We start from the raw sequence: 24,537 nt of genomic DNA, 5'->3' as shown, positions 1-24,537 counted from the left end.
TTTTCTGTTTGTCGGCGCCCCTCGAATCCTTGCGAGCGGTGGTTTTGGGCTGTTTTTTATTGGGAAGCCGTAATGATTGGCATAAAAAGCATTGCGAGCTACGTTCCTGTAGCCGGCGTGGACAATTACGCACAAGGTGCAAAATTCGAGAAGGATGAAGAATTCATCCTCGGTAAAATCGGTTCGGCCTTCCTGCCGCGCAAAGGCGTTGAACAGGAAACCTCCGATCTGTGCGTGGAAGCGGCCAATGCGCTGTTTGCCAGCAACCCTGAATTGAAACGTGAATCGATCGACGCGCTGATCGTCGTCACCCAGAACGGTGACGAAGAAGGTCTGCCGCACACCGCTGCGATCGTCCAGGACAAGCTCGGTCTGCCGACAAATGTTGCGGCGTTCGACATTTCCCTGGGCTGCTCCGGTTACGTCTACGGCATTTACGCGATCAAGGGCTTCATGGAAGCCGCCGGCCTGAAGAACGGCCTGCTGATCACCGCTGACCCGTATTCGAAAATCGTCGACCCGGAAGACCGTAACACCACCATGCTCTTCGGCGATGCCGCCACGGCGACCTGGATGGGCGAAGACCCGACCTGGGCGCTGGGCAAGGCCAAGTTCGGCACCGACGGTTCCGGCGCGCCACACCTGAAAGTCACCGATGGCGTGTTCTTCATGAACGGGCGTCAGGTGTTCAACTTCGCACTGCTCAAAGTCCCGGCGCACTTGCACGAATTGCTCGACGACTCCGGCCTCAAGGCTGACGACATCGACGCCTTCTGCATTCACCAGGGCAGTGCGGCGATTGTCGATGCGGTGGCGCGGCGTTTCGAAGGTGAACCGGAGAAGTTCATCAAGGATATGGTCGAGACCGGCAATACCGTGTCGTCGAGCATCCCGCTGCTGCTGGAAAAACACGTTCTCGACTCCGACTGGCAGCGCATTGCCCTGAGCGGTTTCGGTGTCGGTCTGTCGTGGGGCTCGGCGATCATCTATCGTCCTTGAGTCGGTCAAAAACGGCGGATACAAAAATAGCGTTCAAGGTTACCCTTGAACGCTATTTTTTTGCCTGAATGGAGCGCTAGGCGGCATGAGCGAGTTTTTCCAACCCAATGCCCAAGTCATCCAGCAACGCTGGCCGGCGTTGTTTGCGCGCTTGCAGGCTGAAGACACCTCAGTCGTTCAAGCCGAGCTGGTGCAGGGCTTGGGCTCGACGCTCAGCGTCAATGGCATTCAACTGACCAGTCGCCACGACCGCGTCCACGAAGCCCGCATCCAGGCGGCCAGCCTGGCGGATAAGCCGCAGTTGCATGTTTATGGCACCGGTCTCGGTGATCTGCCAACGGTGCTGCTAGAGCGCGCCGGGCTTGAGCGGTTGTACGTGCATATTCTCAATGGCGCGTTGTTCGCCCTGGTGCTGCAACTGCTCGATCAGCGCCAATGGCTGGAAGATCCGCGCGTGCAGTTATTCTATGCCGGTGATCTGTCAGACATCTGCACACCGTTTTTCGCCTTGCCGGCCGAGATGCTGCTGGCTGATGACTTCAACGCGAAGATCCGTGATCGGCTGGTCAGCGAAGTGCACCTGAGCTTCAACAATCGTGAATTCGATCCACATTTGCCGTTCATTCAGCAGCGTCTGCAGGACTGTTTGCCGGTGTTGCTGGGCGATGATGATGTGGCGCAGTTGTTCGGGACGGCCAGTGGCCGGGAAATCTATGTGATAGGCACCGGGCCGACGCTCGAAGGACATTTCCAGCGTCTGGCGGCGGTGCGCGCGCAGGCTGAACGTCCGTTGTTGATGTGTGTGGATACCGCTTACCGGCCATTGCGTGAGCACGGGATCGTCCCGGATCTGGTGGTCACCATTGATCAGCGCATCAGCTTCCGGCATCTGCCGTTCGAGGACTCCGCTGGCATCCCGCTGGTGTATCTGCCCATGAGCGATCCTGCCGTACTGACCGCGTGGAAGGGCAAACGCTACGGCGGTTACTCGGCCAGTCCGGTGTACGCCGCGTTGCGCGAGCAATATCCGCGTGGGCAACTGCATGTCGGTGGCAGCGTGATTCATCCGGCGGTGGATCTGGCGGTGAAGATGGGTGCATCGCGCATTACCCTGTTCGGCGCCGACTTCGCCTTCCCGATGAACAAGACCCATGCCGGCTGGAATGACGGTGATCTGGGGCCGGGAGTCGATCAGGCGCGGCACTGGGTGCAGGACGGCCATGGCCAGCGGGTCAGCACCCAGCTGAACTTTCGCGGCTATCTGTGTGTGCTGGAGCGCTATATCGCCGCGCATCCGCAGGTGCAGTTCTTCAACAGCAGTCGGGCAGGTGCACTGATCGCCGGGACACAGTTCAATCAGGAGTTTGTGCAATGACGACGATTGAGCAGTGCGTCGACGAATGTCGTCAGTGCGCCGGGTTGTTTCGGCTCGGGCGGGATGTCGAGGCGGCGCTGGATATGGTCGAGGTGTTCGAGGGCGCGCAGCAATTGCTGATGTCCGCGCCGGCGACGGTTCAACAGGACTGGGCCTTGGTACTCACGCAGATGCTCGACTGTCAGGAGCGTCAGGACTGGTTGGGCCTGGCTGACTGGATGGAGTACGAGTTGATCGAAGTGTTGCAAAAAGCACGATCGGCAAACTGACCGACCGCACTGGCCCGCGGCTTTGCGTGCGGGTCGGTTTTATGGCGTCATTTTTTCGCAGGTGGGGGGCGCTAAGCCCTTGTTTTCTCGGGGGTGGCAGGGTGATGGCAAATTTTTTTCAAAAAGCCCTCAAGCAACCTGCCAACCCGACGATAACTATTACGAAGGTTCTCTAGGCCATTCCAGGCGGTTGCCAGGGCCGGAAGCCGCAGTACCCAACCAACGAGGAATTCGTCATGGCTTTAACAGTAAACACCAACACCACGTCGCTGAACGTTCAAAAGAACCTGAACCGCGCTTCCGACGCTCTGTCGACTTCGATGCAGCGCCTGTCTTCCGGCCTGAAAATCAACAGCGCTAAAGACGACGCTGCTGGCCTGCAGATCTCGAACCGTATGTCTTCGCAGATCCGTGGTAACACCCAAGCCATCCAGAACGCCAACGACGGTATCTCCGTTGCTCAGACCGCTGAAGGCGCTCTGCAAGCGACTACCGACATTCTGCAGCGTATGCGTGAACTGGCTGTTAAAGCACGTAACGGCACCAACGGCACTGCTGACCAGACCGCTACCAACGCTGAATTCGCTCAGATGTCTGACGAAATCACCCGTATCTCGGCATCGACCAACCTGAACGGCAAAAACCTGCTGGACGGTTCGGCTGGTACTGTGACCCTGCAAGTTGGCGCAAACACTGGTTCGGCTAACCACATCGACCTGGTACTGAGCTCCAAGTTCGACGCCGTCAGCCTGTCGGTTGGTAGCGGTACTCTGTCCCTGACTGGTGCTACCGTAACTGGCGCTTCGCAGAACATCGACAACGCGATCACCGCAATCGACGCCGCTATCGCTGCAATCGGTGCAACTCGTGCCAGCCTGGGTGCTTCGCAAAACCGTCTGACCAGCACCATCCAGAACTTGCAGAACATCACCGAGAACACCACTGCTGCACAGGGTCGCGTACAAGATACCGACTTCGCCGCAGAGACTGCTAACCTGACCAAGCAGCAAACCCTGCAACAGGCTTCGACCTCTGTTCTGGCTCAAGCCAACCAACTGCCTTCCGCTGTACTGAAGCTGCTTCAGTAATTCGGAATGAGTTTGGGCGGGAGGGTGCGCTGGTCGCGCTCTCTCGCTTTTTTACGTTAGGAGGTGATGAGCATGGACATGAGCGTAAAGCTTAACGTGTCTTATCCGGCTCCCAAGCCAGCGACGCCTGTTGCTGATAAGCCGTCGGAGACGCCAAAAGTTGCACCGGCCGACGCTCCGGTCGCTGACAAGAAAAGTCAGCAAACGGATGACGCCAAGTTGAAACTGGCCGTGCAAGAGATCGAGAAGTTCGTTCAATCGATCAAGCGTAACCTGGAGTTCTCGATCGACGAGCACTCTGGCAAGGTCATCGTCAAGGTGATCGCAAGCGAGACGGGTGAGGTCGTACGCCAGATCCCCTCCGCAGAAGCACTCAAGCTCGCAGACAGCCTCGCCAACGCAAGCCATGTGTTGTTCGACGCCAAAGTCTGATAGCTGGCATGAATAGTGTTTGTCTTTCTTGAATGACGCCTGGATGGGTCAAAAGTCTGGCAACAATCTGAAGGGAGATGCACATGGCAAGTCCAATTCTACCGGGTTCCGGACTGGGTTCCGGCCTGGACATCGGCGCGATCGTGACCGCGCTGGTCAACGCCGACAAGTCGCCGAAGCAGACGCAGATCGATTCCGCGACCAAGACCAATACCCTGAAGATTTCCGGTGTCGGCACGTTGAAGAGTGCGCTGACCGCGTACCAGACGGCGATGACCAACCTGGGCAGCAAGACCAACCCGGCATTTGCCGGCTTCACGGCGACCTCGAGCAACACAGCGATTCTCGGCGCCACCTCCGATAACACCGCGGTGTCGGGGACTTACAACGTTGTTGTCAACCAATTGGCCACTGGCTCGAAAGTTGCCAGCGCTTCTTTCGCCGGCGGTGCTGCCAGTGCCATTCCGAGTGGTACCCTGAAAATCAGTCAGAATGGCACTGATTACAATGTCACGATTCCGGCCAATGCGACCTTGCAGAGCACCCGTGACGCGATCAACACGGCTCAGGGCGCCAATGGCATTTCTGCCAACATCGTGACCGATAGCAGCGGCGCTTCGCGTCTGGTGATCAGCTCAAGCAAGACGGGCGCAGGTTCCGACCTGTCTGTCAGCGGGATTGCCGGTCTGGAGATCGACGGTACTCAGCCGATGGGTACCAATCCGGCGGCAGGCGCTTCTGGCAACGTCAACGGTCCTGCACAAGATGCCAAGGTGACCATCGACGGCCTGCAGGTTTCCAGTAAAAGCAACACGGTCAGTGGTGCAATCAGCGGCTTGACCCTGAATCTGACCGCTGTCAGCCCAGTCGTTGGTAGCGTTGCCACGCCGACCGTTGTCAGCGTCGATACCAACACCAAAGGGCTGCAGGCTTCGGTTCAGGCGTTTGTTGACGCCTACAACACCCTGAAGACCACCATCGACACCCTGTCCAAGGCAACACCGGACGCCGATGGCAAACTGACGGTGCAGGCCGCTTTCACCGGTGACTCGTTGCCGCGCTCGCTGATCTCCGACATCCGTGGCCAGTTGACTGCTCCTGGTGCTGGTGCAGATGGTGCTTTGTCCTACCTGTCGGAGATCGGTGTGATGACCGATCGTCTCACCGGTAACCTGACGTTCGATACTGCGGCGTTCACCAAAACCATGAGTCAGCCTGGCAAGGCCGGTCAGGTTCAGCAGATGTTCACCGGGACCAATGACACCAACGGTCTGCTGGCGCGCATGAGCAAAGCGGTGGACCCGTATCTGAAAGCTTCTCCGGATGGTAAAACCACCACGGGTTTGCTTGATCAGCGTATGACCATTTTGAACAACAACACGCGCAACCTTACTTCCCAGCAATTGGCGCTGGATCTGCGTGTGGCCAACCTGACCAAGACGTTGACTGCGAAATACAACGCCATGGACCTGCTGGTTGGGCAAATGAAGGCGACGGCCAGTAACATCACGTCGTTCTTCAGCTCGCTGAACGCTCAGCAATCCGCGAAGTAGCCCGCAAGAACGACAAAAACCCGGCTACGCTTTATCGGCGTGCGCCGGGTTTTTGTCTTTTGATCTAAAGTTCTGTGATTCGTTGGCGATACACTGGTTATACGAGTCATTGTGGCAATGAGGTAGAACATGAACCCAATGTTAGCCCTTCGGCAATATCAGAAAGTCGGCGCGCACGCCCAGACCTCCGAGGCGAGCCCGCACCGTCTGGTACAAATGTTGATGGAAGGCGGGCTGGCCCGCATCGCTCAGGCCAAGGGTGCCATCGAGCGCAAGGACATTCCTGGCAAGTGCACCTCGATCAGCAAGGCCATTGGCATTGTCAGCGGTCTGCGCGAAGGTCTGGACCTGGAAAAGTGTGCCGATGAACTGGCCGATCTGGACGGGCTGTACATCTACATGATGAAGCGCCTCGCCGAGGCCAACATCAACAGCGATCCGCGCATTCTCGATGAGGTCGCCGGCTTGCTGAGCACGGTCAAAGAAGGCTGGGATGCCATCGCCCCCGAGCCTGCTCCGCAGTTTTGAAGGAGAGCACCATGAGTCTTGTATTGCAGCGAATCGCCGACACCCGTGAAGCGCTGGTCAGTGCGCTGGCCGAACGCAACTGGGAAGCCATTGGCGAGCTGGATCTGGCTTGCCGATCCTGCATGGAAGACGTCATGGTCGAGGCCTCGCTGGATGAGGAGGCCTTGCGCAATAACCTTGAGGAGCTGCTCCACGTCTACAAGGAGCTTCTGGAGGCAGCGATGGGTGAGCGGCAGGCGATAGCCAACGAGATGTCGCAGATCACCCAAGCGCAAAAGGCGGCAAAGGTTTACCATCTGTTTGGTTAATTAACCCCCAGTTAATCCAGACATGTGCGCCATAAATTTGACTGTGCACGGTTTTTTGACTTAACTAGTGGCTGTTTTCAGATTTCAGGCGTCTACAGGCACAAGGTGTCCTGCAAGCGTCTCGCTTGCCCCATTTTTCGGGCATTGAGTTGACTAGGGAAGTTGCTATTGCATGTGGCGTGAAACCAAAATTCTGCTGATCGATGACGATAGCGTCCGCCGCCGCGACCTGGCGGTGATTTTAAATTTTCTCGGCGAAGAAAATTTACCCTGCGGCAGCCATGACTGGCAGCAGGCTGTCGGCTCTTTGTCATCAAGTCGTGAAGTCATCTGTGTACTGATCGGGACGGTAAATGCTCCGGGTGCACTGTTGGGCTTGTTAAAGACACTGTCGACATGGGATGAGTTCCTTCCGGTTTTGCTGATGGGCGATAATTCTTCCGTCGACCTGCCGGAAGACCAGCGCCGCCGGGTGCTTTCGACGCTGGAAATGCCACCCAGCTACAGCAAGCTGCTCGACTCCCTGCACCGTGCCCAGGTCTATCGCGAGATGTACGACCAGGCCCGCGAGCGCGGCCGTCATCGCGAACCCAACTTGTTCCGCAGCCTCGTCGGCACCAGCCGGGCGATCCAGCATGTCCGTCAGATGATGCAGCAAGTGGCCGATACCGACGCCAGTGTGCTGATCCTCGGCGAGTCCGGCACCGGCAAGGAAGTGGTTGCGCGCAACCTGCATTACCACTCCAAGCGTCGCGATGCGCCATTCGTGCCAGTCAACTGCGGGGCGATCCCGGCCGAGCTGCTGGAAAGCGAACTGTTCGGCCACGAGAAGGGCGCCTTCACCGGCGCGATCACCAGCCGCGCCGGACGTTTCGAACTGGCCAACGGCGGTACGCTGTTTCTCGATGAAATCGGCGACATGCCGCTGCCGATGCAGGTCAAACTGTTGCGCGTCCTGCAGGAGCGTACCTTCGAGCGTGTGGGCAGCAACAAGACCCAGAGTGTCGATGTGCGCATCATTGCCGCGACGCACAAGAACCTCGAAAGCATGATCGAGGTCGGCACCTTCCGCGAAGACCTCTACTATCGCCTGAATGTGTTCCCGATCGAGATGGCGCCGTTGCGTGAGCGCGTTGAAGACATCCCGCTGCTGATGAACGAACTGATCTCGCGCATGGAGCACGAAAAGCGCGGTTCGATCCGCTTCAACTCGGCAGCGATCATGTCGCTGTGCCGTCACGGCTGGCCGGGCAACGTCCGCGAGCTGGCCAACCTGGTGGAGCGCATGGCGATCATGCACCCGTACGGGGTCATCGGTGTGGTCGAGTTGCCGAAGAAATTCCGCTACGTCGATGATGAAGACGAGCAGATGGTCGACAGCCTGCGCAGCGATCTCGAAGAGCGCGTGGCGATCAACGGTCATACCCCGGACTTCACCGCCAACGCTTTGTTGCCGCCGGAAGGTCTGGACCTCAAAGACTACCTCGGTGGTCTGGAGCAGGGTCTGATCCAGCAGGCACTGGACGATGCCAATGGCATTGTGGCGCGTGCCGCCGAACGCCTGCGCATTCGTCGAACCACGCTGGTCGAGAAGATGCGCAAGTACGGCATGAGCCGGCGCGAAGGTGATGAACAGGCGGATGATTGACGCCTGTTTTTCAACGCCTTCATTTATAAGCAGTTTTTTTTAGGCACGGGTATTGCTACATCCCTCGCAACGTTCCGTTTAACTGACGGTCAGCCAAGCGAGAGAACACAATGCCCCACGCCCAGATGTCATCTGCCTCCCATGCCGAGGGGCAATCGTCGTCCGTAGAGCAGGCGAGCCGTCAGGGACTTGAGCAGGCGTTCGCGCTGTTCAATCAGATGTCCAGTCAATTGACCGACTCCTACAGCATGCTTGAAGCCCGGGTCACCGAGCTCAAGGGCGAGTTGGCCGTGGTCAGTGCCCAACGCATGCAGGAGCTGGCCGAAAAAGAACGTTTGGCCAACCGTCTGCAAAACCTCCTTGATCTGTTGCCCGGTGGTGTCATCGTCATTGACGGCCACGGCATGGTTCGCGAAGCCAATCCGGCGGCTATCGAGTTGTTGGGGTTGCCTTTGGAAGGCGAGTTGTGGCGCCACGTGATCGCCCGATGCTTCGCCCCGCGCGAGGATGATGGTCATGAAATCTCTCTGAAAAACGGTCGGCGACTGTCGATTGCCACCCGCTCGCTGGATGCCGAGCCGGGGCAGTTGGTGCTGCTCAACGACCTGACAGAAACCCGCCACCTTCAAGATCAGCTGGCGCGTCATGAGCGTCTGTCATCGCTGGGGCGCATGGTCGCCTCGCTGGCCCATCAGATCCGCACGCCGTTGTCTGCCGCTTTGCTCTACGCCAGTCATCTGACTGAGCAGGAATTGCCGGTCGCGACACAGCAGCGCTTTGCCGGACGCCTCAAAGAGCGCTTGCATGAGCTGGAGCATCAGGTACGAGACATGCTGGTGTTCGCCCGCGGCGAGTTGCCGTTGACTGACCGCATCACCCCCAATGCCTTGATGCAGTCGCTGCAGGCGGCAGCGTTGACCCATGTGCAGGACTTGCCCATTCGCTGGCAGTGCGACAGTCATGCCGGCGAATTGCTGTGCAACCGCGACACGCTGGTCGGGTCCCTTCTCAATCTGATCGAAAACGCGATTCAGGCCAGTGACGGCAACGTGCGCCTGAAAGTGCATTGCTACACCCGCGACAACAGCCTGCGCCTGTGCGTCAGCGACAGCGGCAGCGGTATAGATCCGGTGGTGCTCGAGCGTCTCGGCGAGCCATTTTTTACCACCAAAGTCACCGGCACCGGGCTCGGCCTGACCGTGGTCAAGGCTGTGGCCCGGGCACATCAGGGAGAATTGCGGCTGCGTTCGCGGGTCGGGCGCGGCACGTGCGCGCAGGTGATCCTGCCGCTGTTTTCCGCTGTACAGGGAGCTGAGTAAACGTCATGGGCATCAAGGTTTTGCTGGTCGAGGATGACCGCTCGTTGCGCGAAGCGCTGGCCGATACGCTGTTGCTGGCGGGCCACGACTACCATGCCGTCGGCAGCGCCGAAGAGGCGTTGCAAGCGGTCGAGCGCGAAGCGTTCAGTCTCGTGGTCAGTGACGTCAACATGCCCGGCATGGACGGCCATCAACTGCTTGGACTGTTGCGCGCCCGGCGGCCGCAACTACCGGTGCTGCTGATGACCGCACACGGCGCGGTGGAGCGAGCGGTCGATGCGATGCGCCAGGGGGCGGCGGATTATCTGGTCAAGCCGTTCGAGCCCAAGGCTCTGCTGGACCTGGTTTCGCGGCATGCGCTGGGCTGTATCAGCGTGGCTGATAGCGACGGGCCGGTGGCGGTCGAGGCGGCCAGTGCGCAACTGCTCGACCTGGCGGCGCGGGTGGCACGCAGCGATTCCACGGTATTGATCTCCGGCGAATCCGGCACCGGCAAGGAAGTGCTGGCGCGCTACATCCATCAGCAATCCCAACGTGCCAGCCAGCCGTTCATCGCGATCAACTGCGCGGCGATTCCCGACAACATGCTCGAGGCCACGCTGTTCGGTCACGAGAAGGGCTCATTCACCGGCGCCATCGCGGCGCAGCCTGGCAAGTTTGAACAAGCCGATGGCGGCACCCTTCTGCTCGACGAGATTTCCGAAATGCCCCTGGGTCTGCAAGCCAAGTTGCTGCGGGTGCTGCAGGAGCGTGAAGTCGAGCGTGTCGGTGCGCGCAAGCCGATCGCGCTGGATATTCGCGTGGTCGCGACCACCAACCGCGATCTGGCTGGCGAAGTGGCGGCTGGACGCTTCCGAGAAGACCTTTTTTACCGTCTGTCGGTTTTCCCTCTGGCGTGGCGTCCACTTCGCGAGCGCACTGCCGATATCTTGCCGCTGGCCGAGCGGTTGCTGAACAAACACGTCAATAAAATGAAGCACGCGCCGGCGAAACTGTCGCCAGAAGCCCAGGCTTGCCTCACCGGTTACCCGTGGCCGGGCAATGTGCGTGAGCTGGATAACGCCATTCAACGGGCGCTGATTCTGCAGCAGGGCGGTTTGATCCAGCCGCAGGATTTCTGCCTGACGGGCGCGGTGACGTTTGGTGCTGCGCCGTCCGTTGCGCCGGTGCAGCCACTGGTGCGCGAGATCGAAGTCGAGGCCGAATCCGCCGGTGCGCTGGGCGATGACCTGCGGCGCCGGGAGTTTCAGATGATCATCGATACCCTGCGCACCGAACGCGGCCGGCGCAAGGAAGCCGCGGAAAAGCTCGGTATCAGCCCGCGAACCCTGCGCTACAAGCTGGCGCAAATGCGCGATGCCGGGATGGACGTCGAAGGCTATCTGTTCGCAACCTGAGCGCTGGCGAGAATGTTTGAAAATGCTTTTCTGAAAGGCTGCCCGATAGCTGGCACCCTTGTTGCTAATACCTGTGTACCCGCCGAGTGAGTGTCAAAAAATTGCGGGCCGCCCAAGAGAGTAGACCATGAGCCAAGGTATTGAATTTAATCGGTTGATGATGGACATGAAGGCCATGAAAATGGACGCCATGGCCACGCCGAAATCGACTGCCGCCGTCCCTGAACTGGCAGGCAGCAGCTTTTCCGACATGCTCGGTCAGGCCATCAACAAAGTCAGCGATACCCAGCAGGCTTCGACTCAGTTGGCCAACGCATTTGAAATCGGCAAAAGCGGCGTTGACCTGACCGACGTGATGATCGCCTCGCAGAAAGCCAGCGTGTCGTTCCAGGCTCTGACCCAAGTGCGCAACAAACTGGTTCAGGCTTATCAAGACATCATGCAGATGCCGGTTTAAGGACGAGATTGAGTCATGGCAGAAGCAGTCGCCGATAACGTTCCGGCCAAGGCCACCCCGATAGACGGCAAACCGCCGCTGTTCGGCCTGTCCTTTCTGGAAAACCTCTCCGAGATGACCATGTTGCGTCAGGTGGGCCTGTTGGTCGGCCTGGCTGCGAGCGTGGCGATTGGCTTTGCCGTGGTGCTGTGGTCGCAGCAGCCGGATTACCGTCCGTTGTACGGCAGCCTTGCCGGCATGGACGCCAAGCAGGTCATGGACACCCTTGCCTCCGCCGACATCCCTTACACCGTCGAGCCGAACTCCGGCGCCTTGCTGGTCAAGGCTGACGACCTGTCCCGTGCGCGGATGAAACTCGCGGCCGCTGGTGTCACTCCCAGCGACGGCAACATCGGTTTCGAAATCCTCGACAAGGAACAGGGTCTGGGCACCAGCCAGTTCATGGAAGCGACCCGTTACCGTCGCGGCCTCGAAGGCGAACTGGCGCGCACCATTTCCAGCCTGAACAACGTCAAGGGCGCCCGCGTGCACCTGGCGATTCCGAAGAGCTCGGTGTTCGTGCGTGATGAGCGCAAGCCAAGCGCTTCGGTTCTGGTCGAGTTGTACTCCGGACGTTCGCTGGAGCCGGGTCAGGTGGTGGCGATCATCAACCTGGTGGCGACGTCCGTGCCTGAACTGAGCAAATCGCAGATCACCGTCGTCGATCAGAAGGGCAATCTGCTCTCCGATCAGGCGGAGAACTCCGAAATGACCATGGCCGGCAAGCAGTTCGATTACAGCCGCCGCATGGAAAGCATGCTCACTCAGCGCGTGCACAACATTCTGCAGCCGGTGCTGGGTAACGATCGCTACAAGGCTGAAGTCTCGGCCGACATTGATTTCAGTGCCGTCGAATCGACTGCCGAGCAGTTCAACCCGGACCAACCGGCGTTGCGCAGCGAGCAGTCGGTCAACGAACAACGCACCGCCAGCAATGGCCCGCAAGGTGTGCCGGGTGCCCTGAGCAACCAGCCGCCAGCGCCGGCCTCGGCACCGCAAACCACCGGTGGCGCGCAAGGCTCTACCGGCATGATTCAGCCAGGTCAGCCACTGGTCGATGCCAACGGTCAGCAGATCATGGACCCGGCCACCGGTCAGCCAATGCTCGCGCCGTACCCGGCGGACAAGCGTCAACAATCCACCAAGAACTTCGAGCTCGACCGTTCCATCAGCCACACCAAGCAGCAGCAGGGTCGCCTGAATCGTCTGTCGGTGTCGGTGGTGGTCGACGATCAGGTCAAGGTCAATGCAGCCAACGGCGAAACCACCCGCGCGCCATGGAGCGCCGATGAACTGGCGCGCTTCACCCGTCTGGTGCAGGACGCGGTCGGCTTCGATGCCAGCCGTGGCGACAGCGTCAGCGTGATCAACATGCCGTTCTCCGCCGAGCGCGGTGAAGTGGTTGCCGATATTCCGTTCTACTCCCAGCCATGGTTCTGGGACATCGTCAAACAAGTGCTGGGTGTGTTGTTCATCCTGGTGCTGGTGTTTGGTGTGCTGCGTCCGGTGTTGAACAACATCACCGGCGGCGGCAAAGGCAAGGAGCTGGCCGGTCTGGGCAGCGACGTGGAACTCGGTGGCATGGGCGGCCTGGACGGCGACCTGGCCAACGACCGCGTGAGCCTCGGTGGTCCGCAGAGCATTCTGTTGCCGAGCCCGAGTGAGGGTTATGACGCACAACTGAATGCAATCAAGAGCTTGGTGGCCGAGGATCCGGGTCGCGTGGCTCAGGTCGTGAAAGAGTGGATTAACGCAGATGAGTGATAACCGAGCCGCAACCGTCAAACTGAACAAGGTCGACAAAGCCGCGATTCTGCTGCTGTCCCTGGGTTCGACCGATGCCGCGCAAGTGCTGCGCCACATGGGCCCGAAAGAGGTTCAGCGGGTGGGTGTGGCCATGGCTCAGATGGGCAACGTCCATCGCGAGCAGGTCGAGCAGGTCATGAGCGAGTTCGTCGACATCGTCGGCGACCAGACCAGCCTCGGCGTCGGCTCCGACGACTACGTGCGCAAAATGCTTACCCAGGCCTTGGGCGAAGACAAGGCCAACGGCCTGATCGACCGCATCCTGCTCGGTGGCAACACCAGCGGCCTCGACAGCCTGAAATGGATGGAGCCGCGCGCGGTTGCCGACGTGATCCGTTACGAACACCCGCAGATCCAGGCCATCGTCGTCGCGTACCTCGACCCGGATCAGGCCGGTGAAGTGCTCGGCAACTTCGACCACAAGGTGCGCCTAGACATCATCCTGCGCGTTTCGTCGCTGAACACCGTGCAACCGGCTGCGTTGAAAGAGCTGAACCAGATTCTCGAGAAGCAGTTCTCCGGCAACTCGAATGCCTCGCGCACCACCCTGGGTGGCATCAAGCGTGCGGCGGACATCATGAACTTCCTCGACAGCTCGATCGAAGGCCAACTCATGGACTCGATCCGCGAAGTCGACGAAGACCTGTCCGGTCAGATCGAAGACCTCATGTTCGTGTTCAACAACCTGGCCGACGTCGACGACCGTGGCATCCAGGCGCTGTTGCGCGAAGTATCCTCCGACGTGCTGGTGCTGGCCCTCAAGGGTTCGGACGAAGGCGTCAAGGAGAAGATCTTCAAGAACATGTCCAAACGTGCGGCCGAACTGTTGCGCGACGACCTCGAAGCCAAAGGCCCGGTGCGCGTCAGCGATGTGGAAACCGCGCAGAAAGAAATCCTCACCATTGCCCGTCGCATGGCCGAAGCCGGCGAAATCGTGCTCGGTGGCAAGGGCGGCGAGGAAATGATCTAAGCCCATGGACAAGCATGACGAGTCAGTGACGGACCTGATCCGCGCCCGCGATGTCCGTGGTTTCGAATCCTGGGCGCTGCCCAGCTTCGATCCGCCGAAACCGGAACCCGAGCCGGAGCCGGAGCCCGAACCGCCGGAAATGGAAGAAGTGCCGCTGGAGGAAGTCCAGCCACTGACCCTGGAAGAACTCGAAAGCATCCGTCAGGAGGCCTACAACGAGGGCTTTGGCATCGGTGAGAAGGAAGGTTTTCACAGCGCCACGCTCAAGGTGCGTCAGGAAGCCGAAGTGGCGCTGGCGGCAAAACTGGCCAGCCTCGAACAACTGATGACCCACCTGTTCGAGCCGATTGCCGAGCAAGACACGCAGATCGAAAAGTCGCTGGTCGACCTTGTACAACACATCACCAGGCAGGTGATCAAGCGCGAACTGGCGATCGATTCCAGCCAGATCGAACACGTCATGCGCGACGCGCTCAAGCTGCTGCCGTTGGGCGTGGACAACGTGCGCCTGTACGTCAATCCGCAGGACTTCGAACAGGCCAAGGCCTTGCGCGAACGCCATGAGGAAACCTGGCGCATCGTCGAGGACGAGTCGCTGATGCCCGGTGGTTGCCGGGTTGAAACCGCGCACAGCCGCATCGACGCGAGCATTGAAACCCGCATCACCCAGGTCATGGGCAAGCTGTTTGACCAGTTGCACGAACAGTCTCTGCACCCGGCTGCGCCGGATCTGAGTCTGGACATTCCTGAAGAAAGCCCATCGGCGACTGCGCCGCAAGCGCCGCTCGCGGACATCCCCGATGCGCCTTGAACGCACCAGTTTCGCCAAGCGCCTCAGCACCTATGCCGACGCCACTGAAATCGCTGGCGCGCCGATTCTTGAAGGCCGCCTGCTGCGCATGGTCGGCCTCACCCTCGAAGCCGAAGGCCTGCGCGCCGCCATGGGCACACGCTGCCTGGTGATCAATGACGACAGCTATCACCCATCCCAGGTGGAAGCGGAAGTCATGGGGTTTTCCGGCAGCAAAGTCTTCCTGATGCCGGTCGGCAGCGTCGCCGGCATCGCCCCGGGCGCCCGTGTGGTGCCGCTGGCCGAAACCGGTCGCCTGCCGATGGGCATGAGCATGCTCGGTCGCGTACTCGACGGTGCCGGACGGGCGCTGGACGGCAAGGGCGGGATGAAGGCTGAAGACTGGGTGCCGATGGACGGCCCGACAATCAACCCGCTCAACCGCGACCCGATCCACGAACCTCTGGACGTCGGCATCCGTTGCATCAACGGTTTGCTGACGGTCGGGCGTGGTCAACGTCTGGGTCTGTTCGCCGGTACCGGTGTCGGTAAATCGGTGCTGCTGGGCATGATGACCCGCTTCACCGAAGCCGACATTATCGTCGTCGGTCTGATCGGTGAGCGGGGTCGTGAAGTTAAGGAATTCATCGAGCACATCCTCGGTGAAGAAGGCCTCAAGCGTTCCGTGGTCGTCGCCTCGCCGGCGGACGATGCGCCGCTGATGCGTTTGCGCGCGGCCATGTACTGCACGCGGATCGCCGAGTATTTCCGTGACAAGGGCAAGAACGTCCTGTTGCTGATGGATTCGCTGACCCGTTTCGCTCAGGCTCAGCGGGAAATCGCTCTGGCCATCGGCGAGCCGCCAGCGACCAAGGGTTATCCGCCCTCGGTGTTCGCCAAACTGCCGAAACTGGTAGAGCGCGCCGGTAATGCGGAGAAGGGCGGGGGGTCGATTACTGCGTTCTACACCGTGTTGTCCGAAGGGGATGACCAGCAGGACCCAATTGCCGACTCGGCGCGGGGCGTGCTCGACGGCCACATCGTGTTGTCCCGGCGGCTGGCCGAGGAAGGGCACTATCCGGCCATCGACATCGAAGCGTCGATCAGCCGGGTGATGCCGGCGGTGGTTTCGACGGAACACATGCAGCGTGCGCAGTACTTCAAACAGCTGTGGTCGCGCTATCAGCAGAGCCGCGATCTGATCAGCGTCGGCGCTTACGTCGCCGGTGGTGACCGCGAGACCGATCTGGCGATCAATTTGCAGCCGCAACTGACCCGCTACCAGCGGCAGGGGCTGAACGACAAGATCAACATGGGCGAGAGCCAGGCCTATCTGGAAACCCTGTTCGCACCTGCGGCGGGCGGGTAACCGGTCATGGCCGTGAGTCGCGCCGCACGTCTGGCACCGGTGGTGGAAATGGCCGAACAGGCCGAAAAAACGGCCGTCCAGCGTCTGGGCTACTTTCAGGGCCAGGTCAAGGTGGCTGAAAGCAAACTCGCCGACCTCGAAGCCTTTCGTCTGGATTATCAAGAACAGTGGATCGTACGCGGCAGCGACGGGGTTTCCGGGCAATGGCTGCTGGGTTATCACGGCTTCCTCGCGCAACTGGACACCGCGATCGACCAGCAGCGCCAGAGCCTGGTCTGGCACCAGAACAACCTGATCAAGGCGCGCGATGCCTGGCAGCAGGCGTTCGCCAAGGTCGAGGGCCTACGCAAACTGGTGCAACGCTACCGCGAAGAGGCGCAACGCCTCGAAGACAAGCGCGAGCAGAGGTTGCTGGACGAGTTGTCGCAGCGTTTGCCACGGCACAATCCTCTTGAATAATGTCAAAAGATCGCAGCCTTCGGCAGCTCCTACACCGATCCTGTAGGAGCTGCGGCACGCTGCGATCTTTTGACTGTGCTCTGCACCTTGCCCCAACCCTGTCCAAGTGCTAAACCTTGTACACGTTCGTCAATGACAAGGAAGCCAGTCAATGTCAGTCGTTACAGAAGTCTCTCCGGATGGTCAAAAACTGACGATTTCGGTCAGGGGGCGGTTCGATTTCGGGCGCCATCAGGAGTTTCGCGAGGCCTATGAGCGGCTTAACCGCAAGCCTGACTCCATCGTGGTCGATCTGAAGGACGCCACCTACCTCGACAGCTCCGCGCTGGGCATGCTGCTCCTGCTGCGCGATCACGCCGGCGGCGACAACTCGGACGTGCGGGTGGTCAACAGCAACTCCGACGTGCGCAAGATTCTCGCCATCTCCAATTTCGACAAACTGTTCGACATCAGTTGACGGCCATGCAGGCGCAAGAGCCGCTGACGATCCTGATCGCCGAAGACAGCGCCGCCGACCGGTTACTGTTGTCGACCATCGTCCGGCGTCAGGGGCATGAAGTACTGACCGCTGCCAATGGCGCCGAAGCGCTGGAAGTGTTTCGGCGCCAGCCGCTGCATCTGGTGCTGATGGACGCGATGATGCCGGTGATGGACGGCTTCGAAGCGGCGCGACAGATCAAGGCGCTGGCGGGGGAAACCCTGGTGCCGATCATCTTCCTGACCTCGCTGACCGAAAGCGAAGCGCTGGCGCGCTGTCTGGAGGCGGGCGGCGACGACTTTCTGGCGAAGCCGTACAACCAGGTGATCCTTGCCGCCAAAATCAAGGCGATGGATCGCTTGCGTCGTTTGCAGGCCACGGTGCTGCAGCAGCGCGACCTGATTGCCAAACATCACGATTACCTGCTCAACGAACAGCGCGTGGCCAAAGCGGTGTTCGACAAGGTCGCGCATTCGGGTTGCCTGAGCGCGCCGAATATTCGCTACCTGCAATCGCCCTATGCATTGTTCAACGGCGACCTGCTGCTGGCGGCCTACACGCCGGCCGGCGACATGCATGTGCTGCTCGGTGATTTCACCGGCCACGGTCTGCCGGCGGCGGTGGGGGCGATGCCGTTGGCCGAAGTGTTTTACGGCATGACGGCCAAAGGTTACGGCCTGGCCGAAACCCTGCGCGAGATGAACGCCAAGCTCAAGCGCATCCTGCCGGTGGACATGTTCTGCTGTGCGACCATGCTTTGCCTGAGCTTTCAGCGTCGTACTGTGGAGGTGTGGAACGGCGGCATGCCCGATGGCTATCTGCACCGGATCGCCACGGGCGAGCGGCTGCCGCTGCCGGCGCGGCATTTACCGCTCGGTGTGCTCAGCCCGCAGGCGTTCGACGATCGCACCGAAGTGCAGGCCATGGCGGTGGGGGACCGCGTGTTCCTGCTGTCAGACGGCGTGATCGATACCACTGACGCCGATGACCGCTTGTTTGGTGTCGAGCGTTTGCAGCAACTGTTTGCTGCCAATCGTGAACCGGACAACCTGTTCGCCGAGATCGAGCAGGCCTTGCACGCATTTCGTGGCGAGCCCCGCGACGATGTGAGCATGGTCGAGATCAGTCTGTTGGAGGCGGCGCAGGTGATGCCGTCGGTGCCGGTGTATTCCGACAGCGGCCAATCCTGTCCGCTGGACTGGTCGGTCAGCTTCGAGTTTCGCGGTGCGACGCTCAGGCGCTTCAATCCTTTGCCGTACCTGCTGCAATTGTTACTGGAAGTGCATGGATTGCGCACTCAGGGTGGCGCAATCTACAGCGTGCTTGCCGAGCTGTATTCCAATGCACTGGAGCATGGCGTGCTGGGGCTCGATTCCAGCCTCAAGCGCGATGCCGCTGGATTCGCTCGCTACTACGAGCAGCGCAATGCACGACTCGAAGCGTTGCAGGACGGTTATGTGCGCGTGCATCTGCAAGTCAGGCCGCAAGGTGCCGGTGGTTGCCTGGTCATCCGCGTCGAGGACAGCGGCAAGGGGTTTGACGTGGCGCGCGTGATAGAGCGACCGCTGGACGGCGTCCGTCTGTCGGGGCGCGGCGTCAGCTTGATCCGGCAATTGGGGCATAACGCCAGTTGGTCGGACGAAGGTCGCAGTGCTTGCGTAGAGTTTTTCTGGGAGGTTAGGGCATAATTCGCCGATTCTTGATCAAGGAGTGAACAAGTGACTGACCAACATGTGGATCGCGAAGTACTCGATGCGTTGCGCGAAGTGATGGAAGACAGCTATCCGGATTTGCTGGATACCTTCCTGACCGATTCTGAAAGTCGCTTGCATCAATTACAAAAGACCGCCGACGCCAAGGTGTTGGCCGAGGTCGCCCATAGTTTCAAGGGCAGCGCCAGCAACATGGGCGCCGTGCGACTGGCGACGCTCTGTCAGGCGCTCGAGGCGGACGCCAGAAACAAAAGTCCCGCCGAAATCGTCGATCTGGTGGCGGACATCAGCAGCGAATTTGCCGATGTGCGACCTGTCTACGAAGACGAACGCCAGCACGCCCTCACGCATTGAATCCTGCCGTCCGGCGCTTTTCGCCAGCGCCGGACGAAACTGGCCCGACACTTGCAATAATCCCCGTCAACTGTACCTACGATCCCAGTGCAGCGGAGACCGTGTCATGCCTGCGACCCCCAATGTTCTTCTTCAATCTGCCGCCCAGGCCAAGGCGCAAGCCGCTGCTGCCAAAGCACCGGTCGTGGCTGCAGACACCGGGGACAAGGCCTCAAGCTTCGCTCAGGTGTTCGCTGATCAAGGCCCGAAAAAAAATCTGCCAGGCACTGACAGTTCGTTGAAACCGGCACGTGACAAGGTTGCCGACAACAGCGACAAGAAAGATCTCGGCAAGGATAAGTCTGCCGCCTCGCAACAGACCGTTGCCGATAGCGGCAATGCCTTGCCTGCCGACAAGACCGCTTCGACTGCATCCGATGATCAGGCGGCCGCTGACAATGCCGCCACCGATGCGGCCGCTGATAGCGCGCAGACGCCAGTGGCAGACACCCCCCCGGTAGATCCGGCGCTGGATCCGGCGCTGGCGCAAACCGTGCAACCGCTGGTGACTGCACCGGCGGTGCCCGCGCCAGTCGCTGCAACACCGGAGCCGGTCAAGGCCGAGACGCCGGTCGTGGCTGCAACCGTTGCGCCAGCCGTGGTCAAAGACCCGGCGGCATCGACCGATAGCGCTTTCGACCCGGCGGCCGATCCACTCGATTCGCTGCCGGCGGTGCGCATGGCGATGGAGCAGGGCGGACACATTTCTGCCAGCAGTCAGGCACAACCCAAAGCTACGCCGGCCCAGACTCAGGCCGACGGTGAATTGACTGCGGCGCAGAACTTCGCTGCCGGCATGGCCAGCATGCTCGACGTACAGGCCGACAAGGACAGCACCAGTCAAAGCGGCGAGAAAGCCTTCAGCGGTCTGATCGACGATGGCCTGAAAGATCTCAAGTCTGCCACCAGCGACACTCGAGTCGATGATTTCGCCAACCGTCTGGCGGCGCTGACTCAGGCGGCTACGCCGAAAACCGCGAACGCGGTGCCGGTGAATCAACCGATCGCCATGCACCAGATCGGCTGGACCGAAGAAATCGTCAACCGCGTCATGTACCTGTCCAGCGCCAACCTGAAGGCGGCGGATATTCAATTGCAGCCGGCAGAACTGGGGCGTCTGGATATTCGGGTGAACATGGTTCCGGACCAGCAGACCCAAGTGACCTTCATGAGCGCGCATCCAAGCGTGCGTGAAGCGCTCGATGGTCAGATGCATCGCCTGCGTGACATGTTCACCCAGCAGGGCATGGGCCAGGTTGACGTCAACGTCTCCGACCAGAGTCGTGGCTGGCAGGGTCAGCAGGGTCAGGAACAGGCGCAGCACGGTCAGAGCGGCCGCACCAGCGCTGCTGGCGGACGTCTGGATTCGGCGGACGAAGAACTGACGCCGGCGGCGGTGGCTGAAGCCGCTGCGCAAACCACCAGCGTGATCGGCAGCAGCGCCGTCGACTATTACGCCTGACACAACGCTGTATCCCCCGTGGGAGCAAGCTTGCTCGCGAAAGCGGTTAAACATTCAACTCTGAAGTTGTCTGTCACACCGCCTTCGCGAGCAAGCTCGCTCCCACAGTTGTTTTGCGGTGCCTTCCAATCTCCTCCGACACTTCTGGCATAACACTTGCTCTTGCCTTGCCGTGCGACTGTGAAAACCCGATTAGTGACGGATTATTGGCATGGCGAAGAGCGAAGCAGCAGCTGTAAAAGACCCCGCGACCAAAGGCAAACTCAAGATGATCATCCTGATCGTGGTGGCTCTGCTGCTGGCGATCGGTGTGTCCGTGGGCGCGACCTGGTACTTCATGCACAGCGCTCAGAGCAAGCCTGCCGCCGCGGCCGAGACCGCGCCGGTCGGCAAGCAGCCGGCGATTTTCGAGCCGATGGCGCCGGCGTTTGTCGCCAACTACAACCAGAACGGCCGTCAGCGCTACATGCAGGTGAGCATCACCATGCTGGCGCGTAACCAGGCTGATCTGGACGCGCTCAAAGTGCACATGCCGGTGATCCGCAACAACCTGGTGATGCTCTTCTCCGGTCAGGATTTCGCCACACTGGCGACCCCGGTCGGCCAGGAGATGCTGCGCCAGAAGGCCACAGCCAGCGTCCAGGAAGTGGCGCAGAAAGAGCTGGGCAAAGTGGTGATCGAACAGTTGCTTTTCACTAATTTCGTACTGCAGTAGGAACACGACATGGCCGTGCAGGATCTGCTGTCCCAGGATGAAATCGACGCGCTGTTGCATGGCGTCGACGATGGTCTGGTACAGACCGATAACGCTGCCGAACCCGGCAGTGTCAAAAGCTACGACCTGACCAGCCAGGATCGCATCGTCCGTGGACGCATGCCGACCCTGGAAATGATCAACGAGCGTTTTGCCCGTTACACCCGCATCAGCATGTTCAACATGCTGCGCCGCTCGGCGGACGTTGCCGTCGGTGGCGTACAGGTGATGAAGTTCGGCGAATACGTGCACTCGCTGTACGTGCCGACCAGCCTCAACCTGGTCAAGATCAAACCGTTGCGTGGTACCGCGCTGTTCATCCTCGACGCCAAACTGGTGTTCAAGCTGGTGGACAACTTCTTCGGCGGCGATGGCCGTCACGCCAAGATCGAAGGGCGGGAATTCACCCCGACCGAACTGCGCGTGGTGCGCATGGTGCTGGAGCAGGCCTTCGTCGATCTGAAGGAAGCCTGGCAGGCGATCATGGAAGTCAATTTCGAGTACATCAACTCGGAAGTGAACCCGGCCATGGCCAACATCGTCGGCCCGAGCGAAGCGATTGTGGTCTCCACCTTCCACATCGAACTCGACGGCGGTGGCGGTGACCTGCACGTGACCATGCCGTACTCGATGATCGAACCGGTGCGCGAAATGCTCGACGCCGGTTTCCAGTCGGACCTCGACGATCAGGACGAGCGCTGGGTCAACGCCCTGCGTCAGGACGTGCTCGATGTCGATGTGCCGATTGGCGCCACCGTGGCCCGCCGTCAGTTGAAGCTGCGCGACATCCTGCACATGCAGCCGGGCGATGTGATCCCGGTCGAAATGCCGGAAGACATGATCATGCGCGCCAACGGCGTACCGGCCTTCAAGGTCAAGATGGGCTCGCACAAAGGCAACCTCGCGTTGCAGGTGATCGAGCCGATCGAGCGGCGCTGAAGCGCCGCTCTCACCCCCACGCATTTAACTGAATTGTTGCCCGCCGAGGACAAATGATGAACGACGAAATGAACGCCCAGGACGATCAGGCACTGGCCGACGAATGGGCTGCGGCCCTGGAAGAGACCGGTGATGGCAGCCAGGCCGACATCGACGCGCTGCTGGCCGCCGACGCTGGCGCTGCAAGCTCCAACCGTCTGCCGATGGAAGAGTTCGGCAGCGTGCCGAAGAACAACGATCCAGTGACCCTGGACGGTCCGAACCTGGACGTGATCCTCGACATCCCGGTGTCGATCTCGATGGAAGTGGGCAGCACTGACATCAACATCCGCAACCTGCTGCAACTGAACCAGGGTTCGGTGATCGAGCTCGATCGTCTGGCCGGCGAGCCGCTGGACGTACTGGTCAACGGCACCCTGATCGCGCACGGCGAAGTGGTGGTGGTCAACGAGAAGTTCGGCATCCGCCTGACCGACGTGATCAGCCCAAGCGAACGCATCAAGAAGCTGCGCTGAGTGAAACGGTTTCTCTGGGCTTTGCTGGCACTGCCATTGAGCGTGCTGGCCGCCGAGCCGTCGACGGCGACCACCGTGCCTGCTGCCACCGCGCCGATGGTCAGCAGCGGCGTGGCCGGGCAACTGACGCAACTGGTGTTCGGTCTGTTGCTGGTGCTGGGGTTGATCTTCTTCCTCGCCTGGCTGCTGCGCCGGGTGCAGCAGGCCGGGCCGGCGGGCAAGGGCCAGGTGATCGAACTGATCGGCTCGCGCGCCCTCGGTCCGCGTGACCGGTTGATGCTGGTGCAGGTCGGCAACGAGCAAATTCTGTTGGGCCTCAGCCCTGGCACCATCACCGCGCTGCACGTGCTCAAAGAACCGGTGCAAGTGCCGAGCAGTAGCGAAAAAGCGACCCCGGAATTTGCCCAGCATCTGCTGAAGATTCTCGGCAAGGATCAGAAGGATAAGAAGTAATGGCTGCGCTCCGCATCGTCTTGACGCTGGCCCTGATGCTGGCCGCGCCACTGGCATTCGCCGCCGATCCGTTGTCGATCCCGGCGATCACGCTGGGCACCAACGCCGACGGCGCGCAGGAATACTCGGTCAGCCTGCAGATCCTGCTGATCATGACGGCGCTGAGCTTCATTCCGGCGGCCGTGATTCTGATGACCAGTTTTACCCGGATCATTATCGTCTTCTCGATCTTGCGTCAGGCCCTCGGTCTGCAGCAGACGCCGTCGAACCAGATCCTCACCGGCATGGCGCTGTTCCTGACCATGTTTATCATGGCCCCGGTGTTCGACCGGGTGAACAACGATGCGCTGCAGCCGTACCTGGCGGAAAAGCTCACCGCGCAGCAAGCGGTGGAAAAGGCTCAGGTACCGATCAAGGACTTCATGCTCGCGCAGACCCGCACCAGCGATCTGGAGCTGTTCATGCGTCTGTCCAAGCGCACCGACATCGCTACCCCGGATCAGGCGCCGCTGACCATTCTGGTACCGGCGTTCGTCACCTCTGAGCTGAAGACCGCATTCCAGATCGGCTTCATGATCTTCATCCCGTTCCTGATCATCGACCTGGTGGTCGCGAGCGTGTTGATGGCGATGGGTATGATGATGCTCTCGCCGCTGATCATTTCGCTGCCGTTCAAGATCATGCTGTTCGTGCTGGTGGATGGCTGGGCGCTGATCATCGGCACTCTGGCCAGCAGCTTCGGAGGTGTTTCGCCATGACGCCGGAAGTGGCGGTCGATATCTTTCGTGAAGCGCTGTGGCTGACCACCTTGATGGTCGCGATTCTGGTGGTGCCGAGTCTGTTGGTCGGCTTGTTGGTGGCGATGTTTCAGGCCGCGACGCAGATCAACGAACAGACCCTGAGTTTCCTGCCGCGTCTGTTGGTGATGCTGGTGACGCTGATTGTGGGTGGTCCATGGATCGTGCAGACGTTCATGGAATACATCATCCAGCTCTACAAAAACATCCCGATGGTCATCGGCTGAG

General features: G+C 60.3%; 27 protein-coding genes. All 27 read left to right on the top strand.

Features of this window, described 5'->3' with window-relative positions:
- Nucleotides 1-72 precede the first annotated feature (72 nt).
- Nucleotides 73-999 carry a ketoacyl-ACP synthase III gene (locus tag OC71_RS20965; RefSeq protein ID WP_041073013.1) on the top strand — a complete coding sequence of 309 codons (927 nt, stop codon included), beginning with the start codon at nucleotides 73-75 and terminating at the stop codon, nucleotides 997-999.
- 85 nt (nucleotides 1,000-1,084) lie between these two features.
- Nucleotides 1,085-2,374, top strand: coding sequence for a motility associated factor glycosyltransferase family protein (locus tag OC71_RS20960; RefSeq protein ID WP_041073011.1), 1,290 nt, complete (start codon nucleotides 1,085-1,087; stop codon nucleotides 2,372-2,374).
- The gene (locus OC71_RS20955) at nucleotides 2,371-2,643 is read left to right on the top strand and encodes a hypothetical protein (protein WP_041073009.1); all 273 of its coding nucleotides are present in this window, start codon (nucleotides 2,371-2,373) and stop codon (nucleotides 2,641-2,643) included. Before OC71_RS20960 ends, OC71_RS20955 begins: the two co-directional genes overlap by 4 nt.
- Before the next feature lie 236 nt (nucleotides 2,644-2,879).
- A complete protein-coding gene (locus OC71_RS20950) occupies nucleotides 2,880-3,731 on the top strand; it encodes a flagellin domain-containing protein (RefSeq protein WP_007920059.1) in 852 nt (283 codons plus the stop codon).
- Nucleotides 3,732-3,803: 72 nt separating this feature from the next.
- Nucleotides 3,804-4,163, top strand: coding sequence for a flagellar protein FlaG (locus tag OC71_RS20945; RefSeq protein WP_041073007.1), 360 nt, complete (start codon nucleotides 3,804-3,806; stop codon nucleotides 4,161-4,163).
- Nucleotides 4,164-4,246: 83 nt separating this feature from the next.
- Nucleotides 4,247-5,716, top strand: coding sequence for a flagellar filament capping protein FliD (gene fliD, locus OC71_RS20940; protein WP_041073005.1), 1,470 nt, complete (start codon nucleotides 4,247-4,249; stop codon nucleotides 5,714-5,716).
- Nucleotides 5,717-5,845: 129 nt separating this feature from the next.
- On the top strand, nucleotides 5,846-6,244 hold the full coding sequence (gene fliS / locus OC71_RS20935) for a flagellar export chaperone FliS (protein WP_027614233.1): 399 nt from the start codon (nucleotides 5,846-5,848) through the stop codon (nucleotides 6,242-6,244).
- Between the two features lie 11 nt (nucleotides 6,245-6,255).
- Nucleotides 6,256-6,552, top strand: coding sequence for a hypothetical protein (locus OC71_RS20930; RefSeq protein ID WP_041073003.1), 297 nt, complete (start codon nucleotides 6,256-6,258; stop codon nucleotides 6,550-6,552).
- A 172-nt stretch (nucleotides 6,553-6,724) separates the two neighbouring features.
- Nucleotides 6,725-8,200, top strand: a complete 1,476-nt coding sequence (locus tag OC71_RS20925; protein WP_041073001.1) for a sigma-54 dependent transcriptional regulator — start codon at nucleotides 6,725-6,727, stop codon at nucleotides 8,198-8,200.
- Nucleotides 8,201-8,325: 125 nt separating this feature from the next.
- On the top strand, nucleotides 8,326-9,519 hold the full coding sequence (locus OC71_RS20920; protein ID WP_161794915.1) for a PAS domain-containing sensor histidine kinase: 1,194 nt from the start codon (nucleotides 8,326-8,328) through the stop codon (nucleotides 9,517-9,519).
- 5 nt (nucleotides 9,520-9,524) lie between these two features.
- A complete protein-coding gene (locus tag OC71_RS20915) occupies nucleotides 9,525-10,916 on the top strand; it encodes a sigma-54 dependent transcriptional regulator (RefSeq protein WP_041072997.1) in 1,392 nt (463 codons plus the stop codon).
- A gap of 127 nt (nucleotides 10,917-11,043) precedes the next feature.
- Nucleotides 11,044-11,373, top strand: coding sequence for a flagellar hook-basal body complex protein FliE (gene fliE, locus OC71_RS20910; RefSeq protein ID WP_003222869.1), 330 nt, complete (start codon nucleotides 11,044-11,046; stop codon nucleotides 11,371-11,373).
- Nucleotides 11,374-11,388: 15 nt separating this feature from the next.
- Nucleotides 11,389-13,176, top strand: a complete 1,788-nt coding sequence (fliF, locus tag OC71_RS20905) for a flagellar basal-body MS-ring/collar protein FliF (protein WP_027614236.1) — start codon at nucleotides 11,389-11,391, stop codon at nucleotides 13,174-13,176.
- Nucleotides 13,169-14,188: a flagellar motor switch protein FliG gene (gene fliG, locus OC71_RS20900; RefSeq protein ID WP_007920042.1), complete on the top strand. Its 1,020-nt coding sequence runs from the start codon at nucleotides 13,169-13,171 to the stop codon at nucleotides 14,186-14,188. Before fliF ends, fliG begins: the two co-directional genes overlap by 8 nt.
- 4 nt (nucleotides 14,189-14,192) lie before the next feature.
- Nucleotides 14,193-14,999 (top strand): flagellar assembly protein FliH, encoded by an 807-nt coding sequence (fliH, locus tag OC71_RS20895; RefSeq protein WP_041072995.1) that lies wholly within the window; start codon nucleotides 14,193-14,195, stop codon nucleotides 14,997-14,999.
- A complete protein-coding gene (gene fliI, locus OC71_RS20890; RefSeq protein ID WP_041072993.1) occupies nucleotides 14,989-16,347 on the top strand; it encodes a flagellar protein export ATPase FliI in 1,359 nt (452 codons plus the stop codon). Before fliH ends, fliI begins: the two co-directional genes overlap by 11 nt.
- Before the next feature lie 6 nt (nucleotides 16,348-16,353).
- Entirely contained in the window at nucleotides 16,354-16,806 is a 453-nt protein-coding gene (fliJ, locus tag OC71_RS20885; RefSeq protein ID WP_041072991.1) for a flagellar export protein FliJ, read from the top strand.
- Nucleotides 16,807-16,957: 151 nt separating this feature from the next.
- Nucleotides 16,958-17,263 (top strand): STAS domain-containing protein, encoded by a 306-nt coding sequence (locus tag OC71_RS20880; RefSeq protein ID WP_041072989.1) that lies wholly within the window; start codon nucleotides 16,958-16,960, stop codon nucleotides 17,261-17,263.
- Between the two features lie 5 nt (nucleotides 17,264-17,268).
- The gene (locus OC71_RS20875) at nucleotides 17,269-18,972 is read left to right on the top strand and encodes a fused response regulator/phosphatase (protein ID WP_041072987.1); all 1,704 of its coding nucleotides are present in this window, start codon (nucleotides 17,269-17,271) and stop codon (nucleotides 18,970-18,972) included.
- A 30-nt stretch (nucleotides 18,973-19,002) separates the two neighbouring features.
- A complete protein-coding gene (locus tag OC71_RS20870) occupies nucleotides 19,003-19,350 on the top strand; it encodes an Hpt domain-containing protein (protein ID WP_041072985.1) in 348 nt (115 codons plus the stop codon).
- 106 nt (nucleotides 19,351-19,456) lie between these two features.
- Nucleotides 19,457-20,851 carry a flagellar hook-length control protein FliK gene (locus OC71_RS20865; protein WP_041072983.1) on the top strand — a complete coding sequence of 465 codons (1,395 nt, stop codon included), beginning with the start codon at nucleotides 19,457-19,459 and terminating at the stop codon, nucleotides 20,849-20,851.
- Nucleotides 20,852-21,062: 211 nt separating this feature from the next.
- Nucleotides 21,063-21,566 carry a flagellar basal body-associated protein FliL gene (gene fliL / locus OC71_RS20860; RefSeq protein ID WP_041072981.1) on the top strand — a complete coding sequence of 168 codons (504 nt, stop codon included), beginning with the start codon at nucleotides 21,063-21,065 and terminating at the stop codon, nucleotides 21,564-21,566.
- Nucleotides 21,567-21,575: 9 nt separating this feature from the next.
- A complete protein-coding gene (gene fliM, locus OC71_RS20855; protein WP_003222890.1) occupies nucleotides 21,576-22,544 on the top strand; it encodes a flagellar motor switch protein FliM in 969 nt (322 codons plus the stop codon).
- A gap of 56 nt (nucleotides 22,545-22,600) precedes the next feature.
- Complete coding sequence (fliN, locus tag OC71_RS20850) at nucleotides 22,601-23,059, top strand: flagellar motor switch protein FliN (protein WP_003222891.1); 459 nt, start codon at nucleotides 22,601-22,603, stop codon at nucleotides 23,057-23,059.
- Complete coding sequence (gene fliO / locus OC71_RS20845) at nucleotides 23,060-23,512, top strand: flagellar biosynthetic protein FliO (RefSeq protein ID WP_041072979.1); 453 nt, start codon at nucleotides 23,060-23,062, stop codon at nucleotides 23,510-23,512.
- On the top strand, nucleotides 23,512-24,270 hold the full coding sequence (gene fliP / locus OC71_RS20840) for a flagellar type III secretion system pore protein FliP (RefSeq protein ID WP_041072977.1): 759 nt from the start codon (nucleotides 23,512-23,514) through the stop codon (nucleotides 24,268-24,270). Before fliO ends, fliP begins: the two co-directional genes overlap by 1 nt.
- Nucleotides 24,267-24,536: a flagellar biosynthesis protein FliQ gene (gene fliQ / locus OC71_RS20835; RefSeq protein WP_041072975.1), complete on the top strand. Its 270-nt coding sequence runs from the start codon at nucleotides 24,267-24,269 to the stop codon at nucleotides 24,534-24,536. The genes fliP and fliQ overlap by 4 nt, the downstream gene beginning before the upstream one ends.
- Nucleotide 24,537: the final 1 nt, after the last annotated feature.

Origin of the sequence: Pseudomonas sp. W15Feb9B (genome assembly GCF_000828175.1) — a bacterium.
Taxonomy (GTDB): Bacteria; Pseudomonadota; Gammaproteobacteria; order Pseudomonadales; family Pseudomonadaceae; genus Aquipseudomonas; species Aquipseudomonas parakoreensis.
The sequence above is the reverse complement of the archived record's forward strand: the minus strand, read 5'-3'. Positions and strand labels throughout refer to the sequence as shown.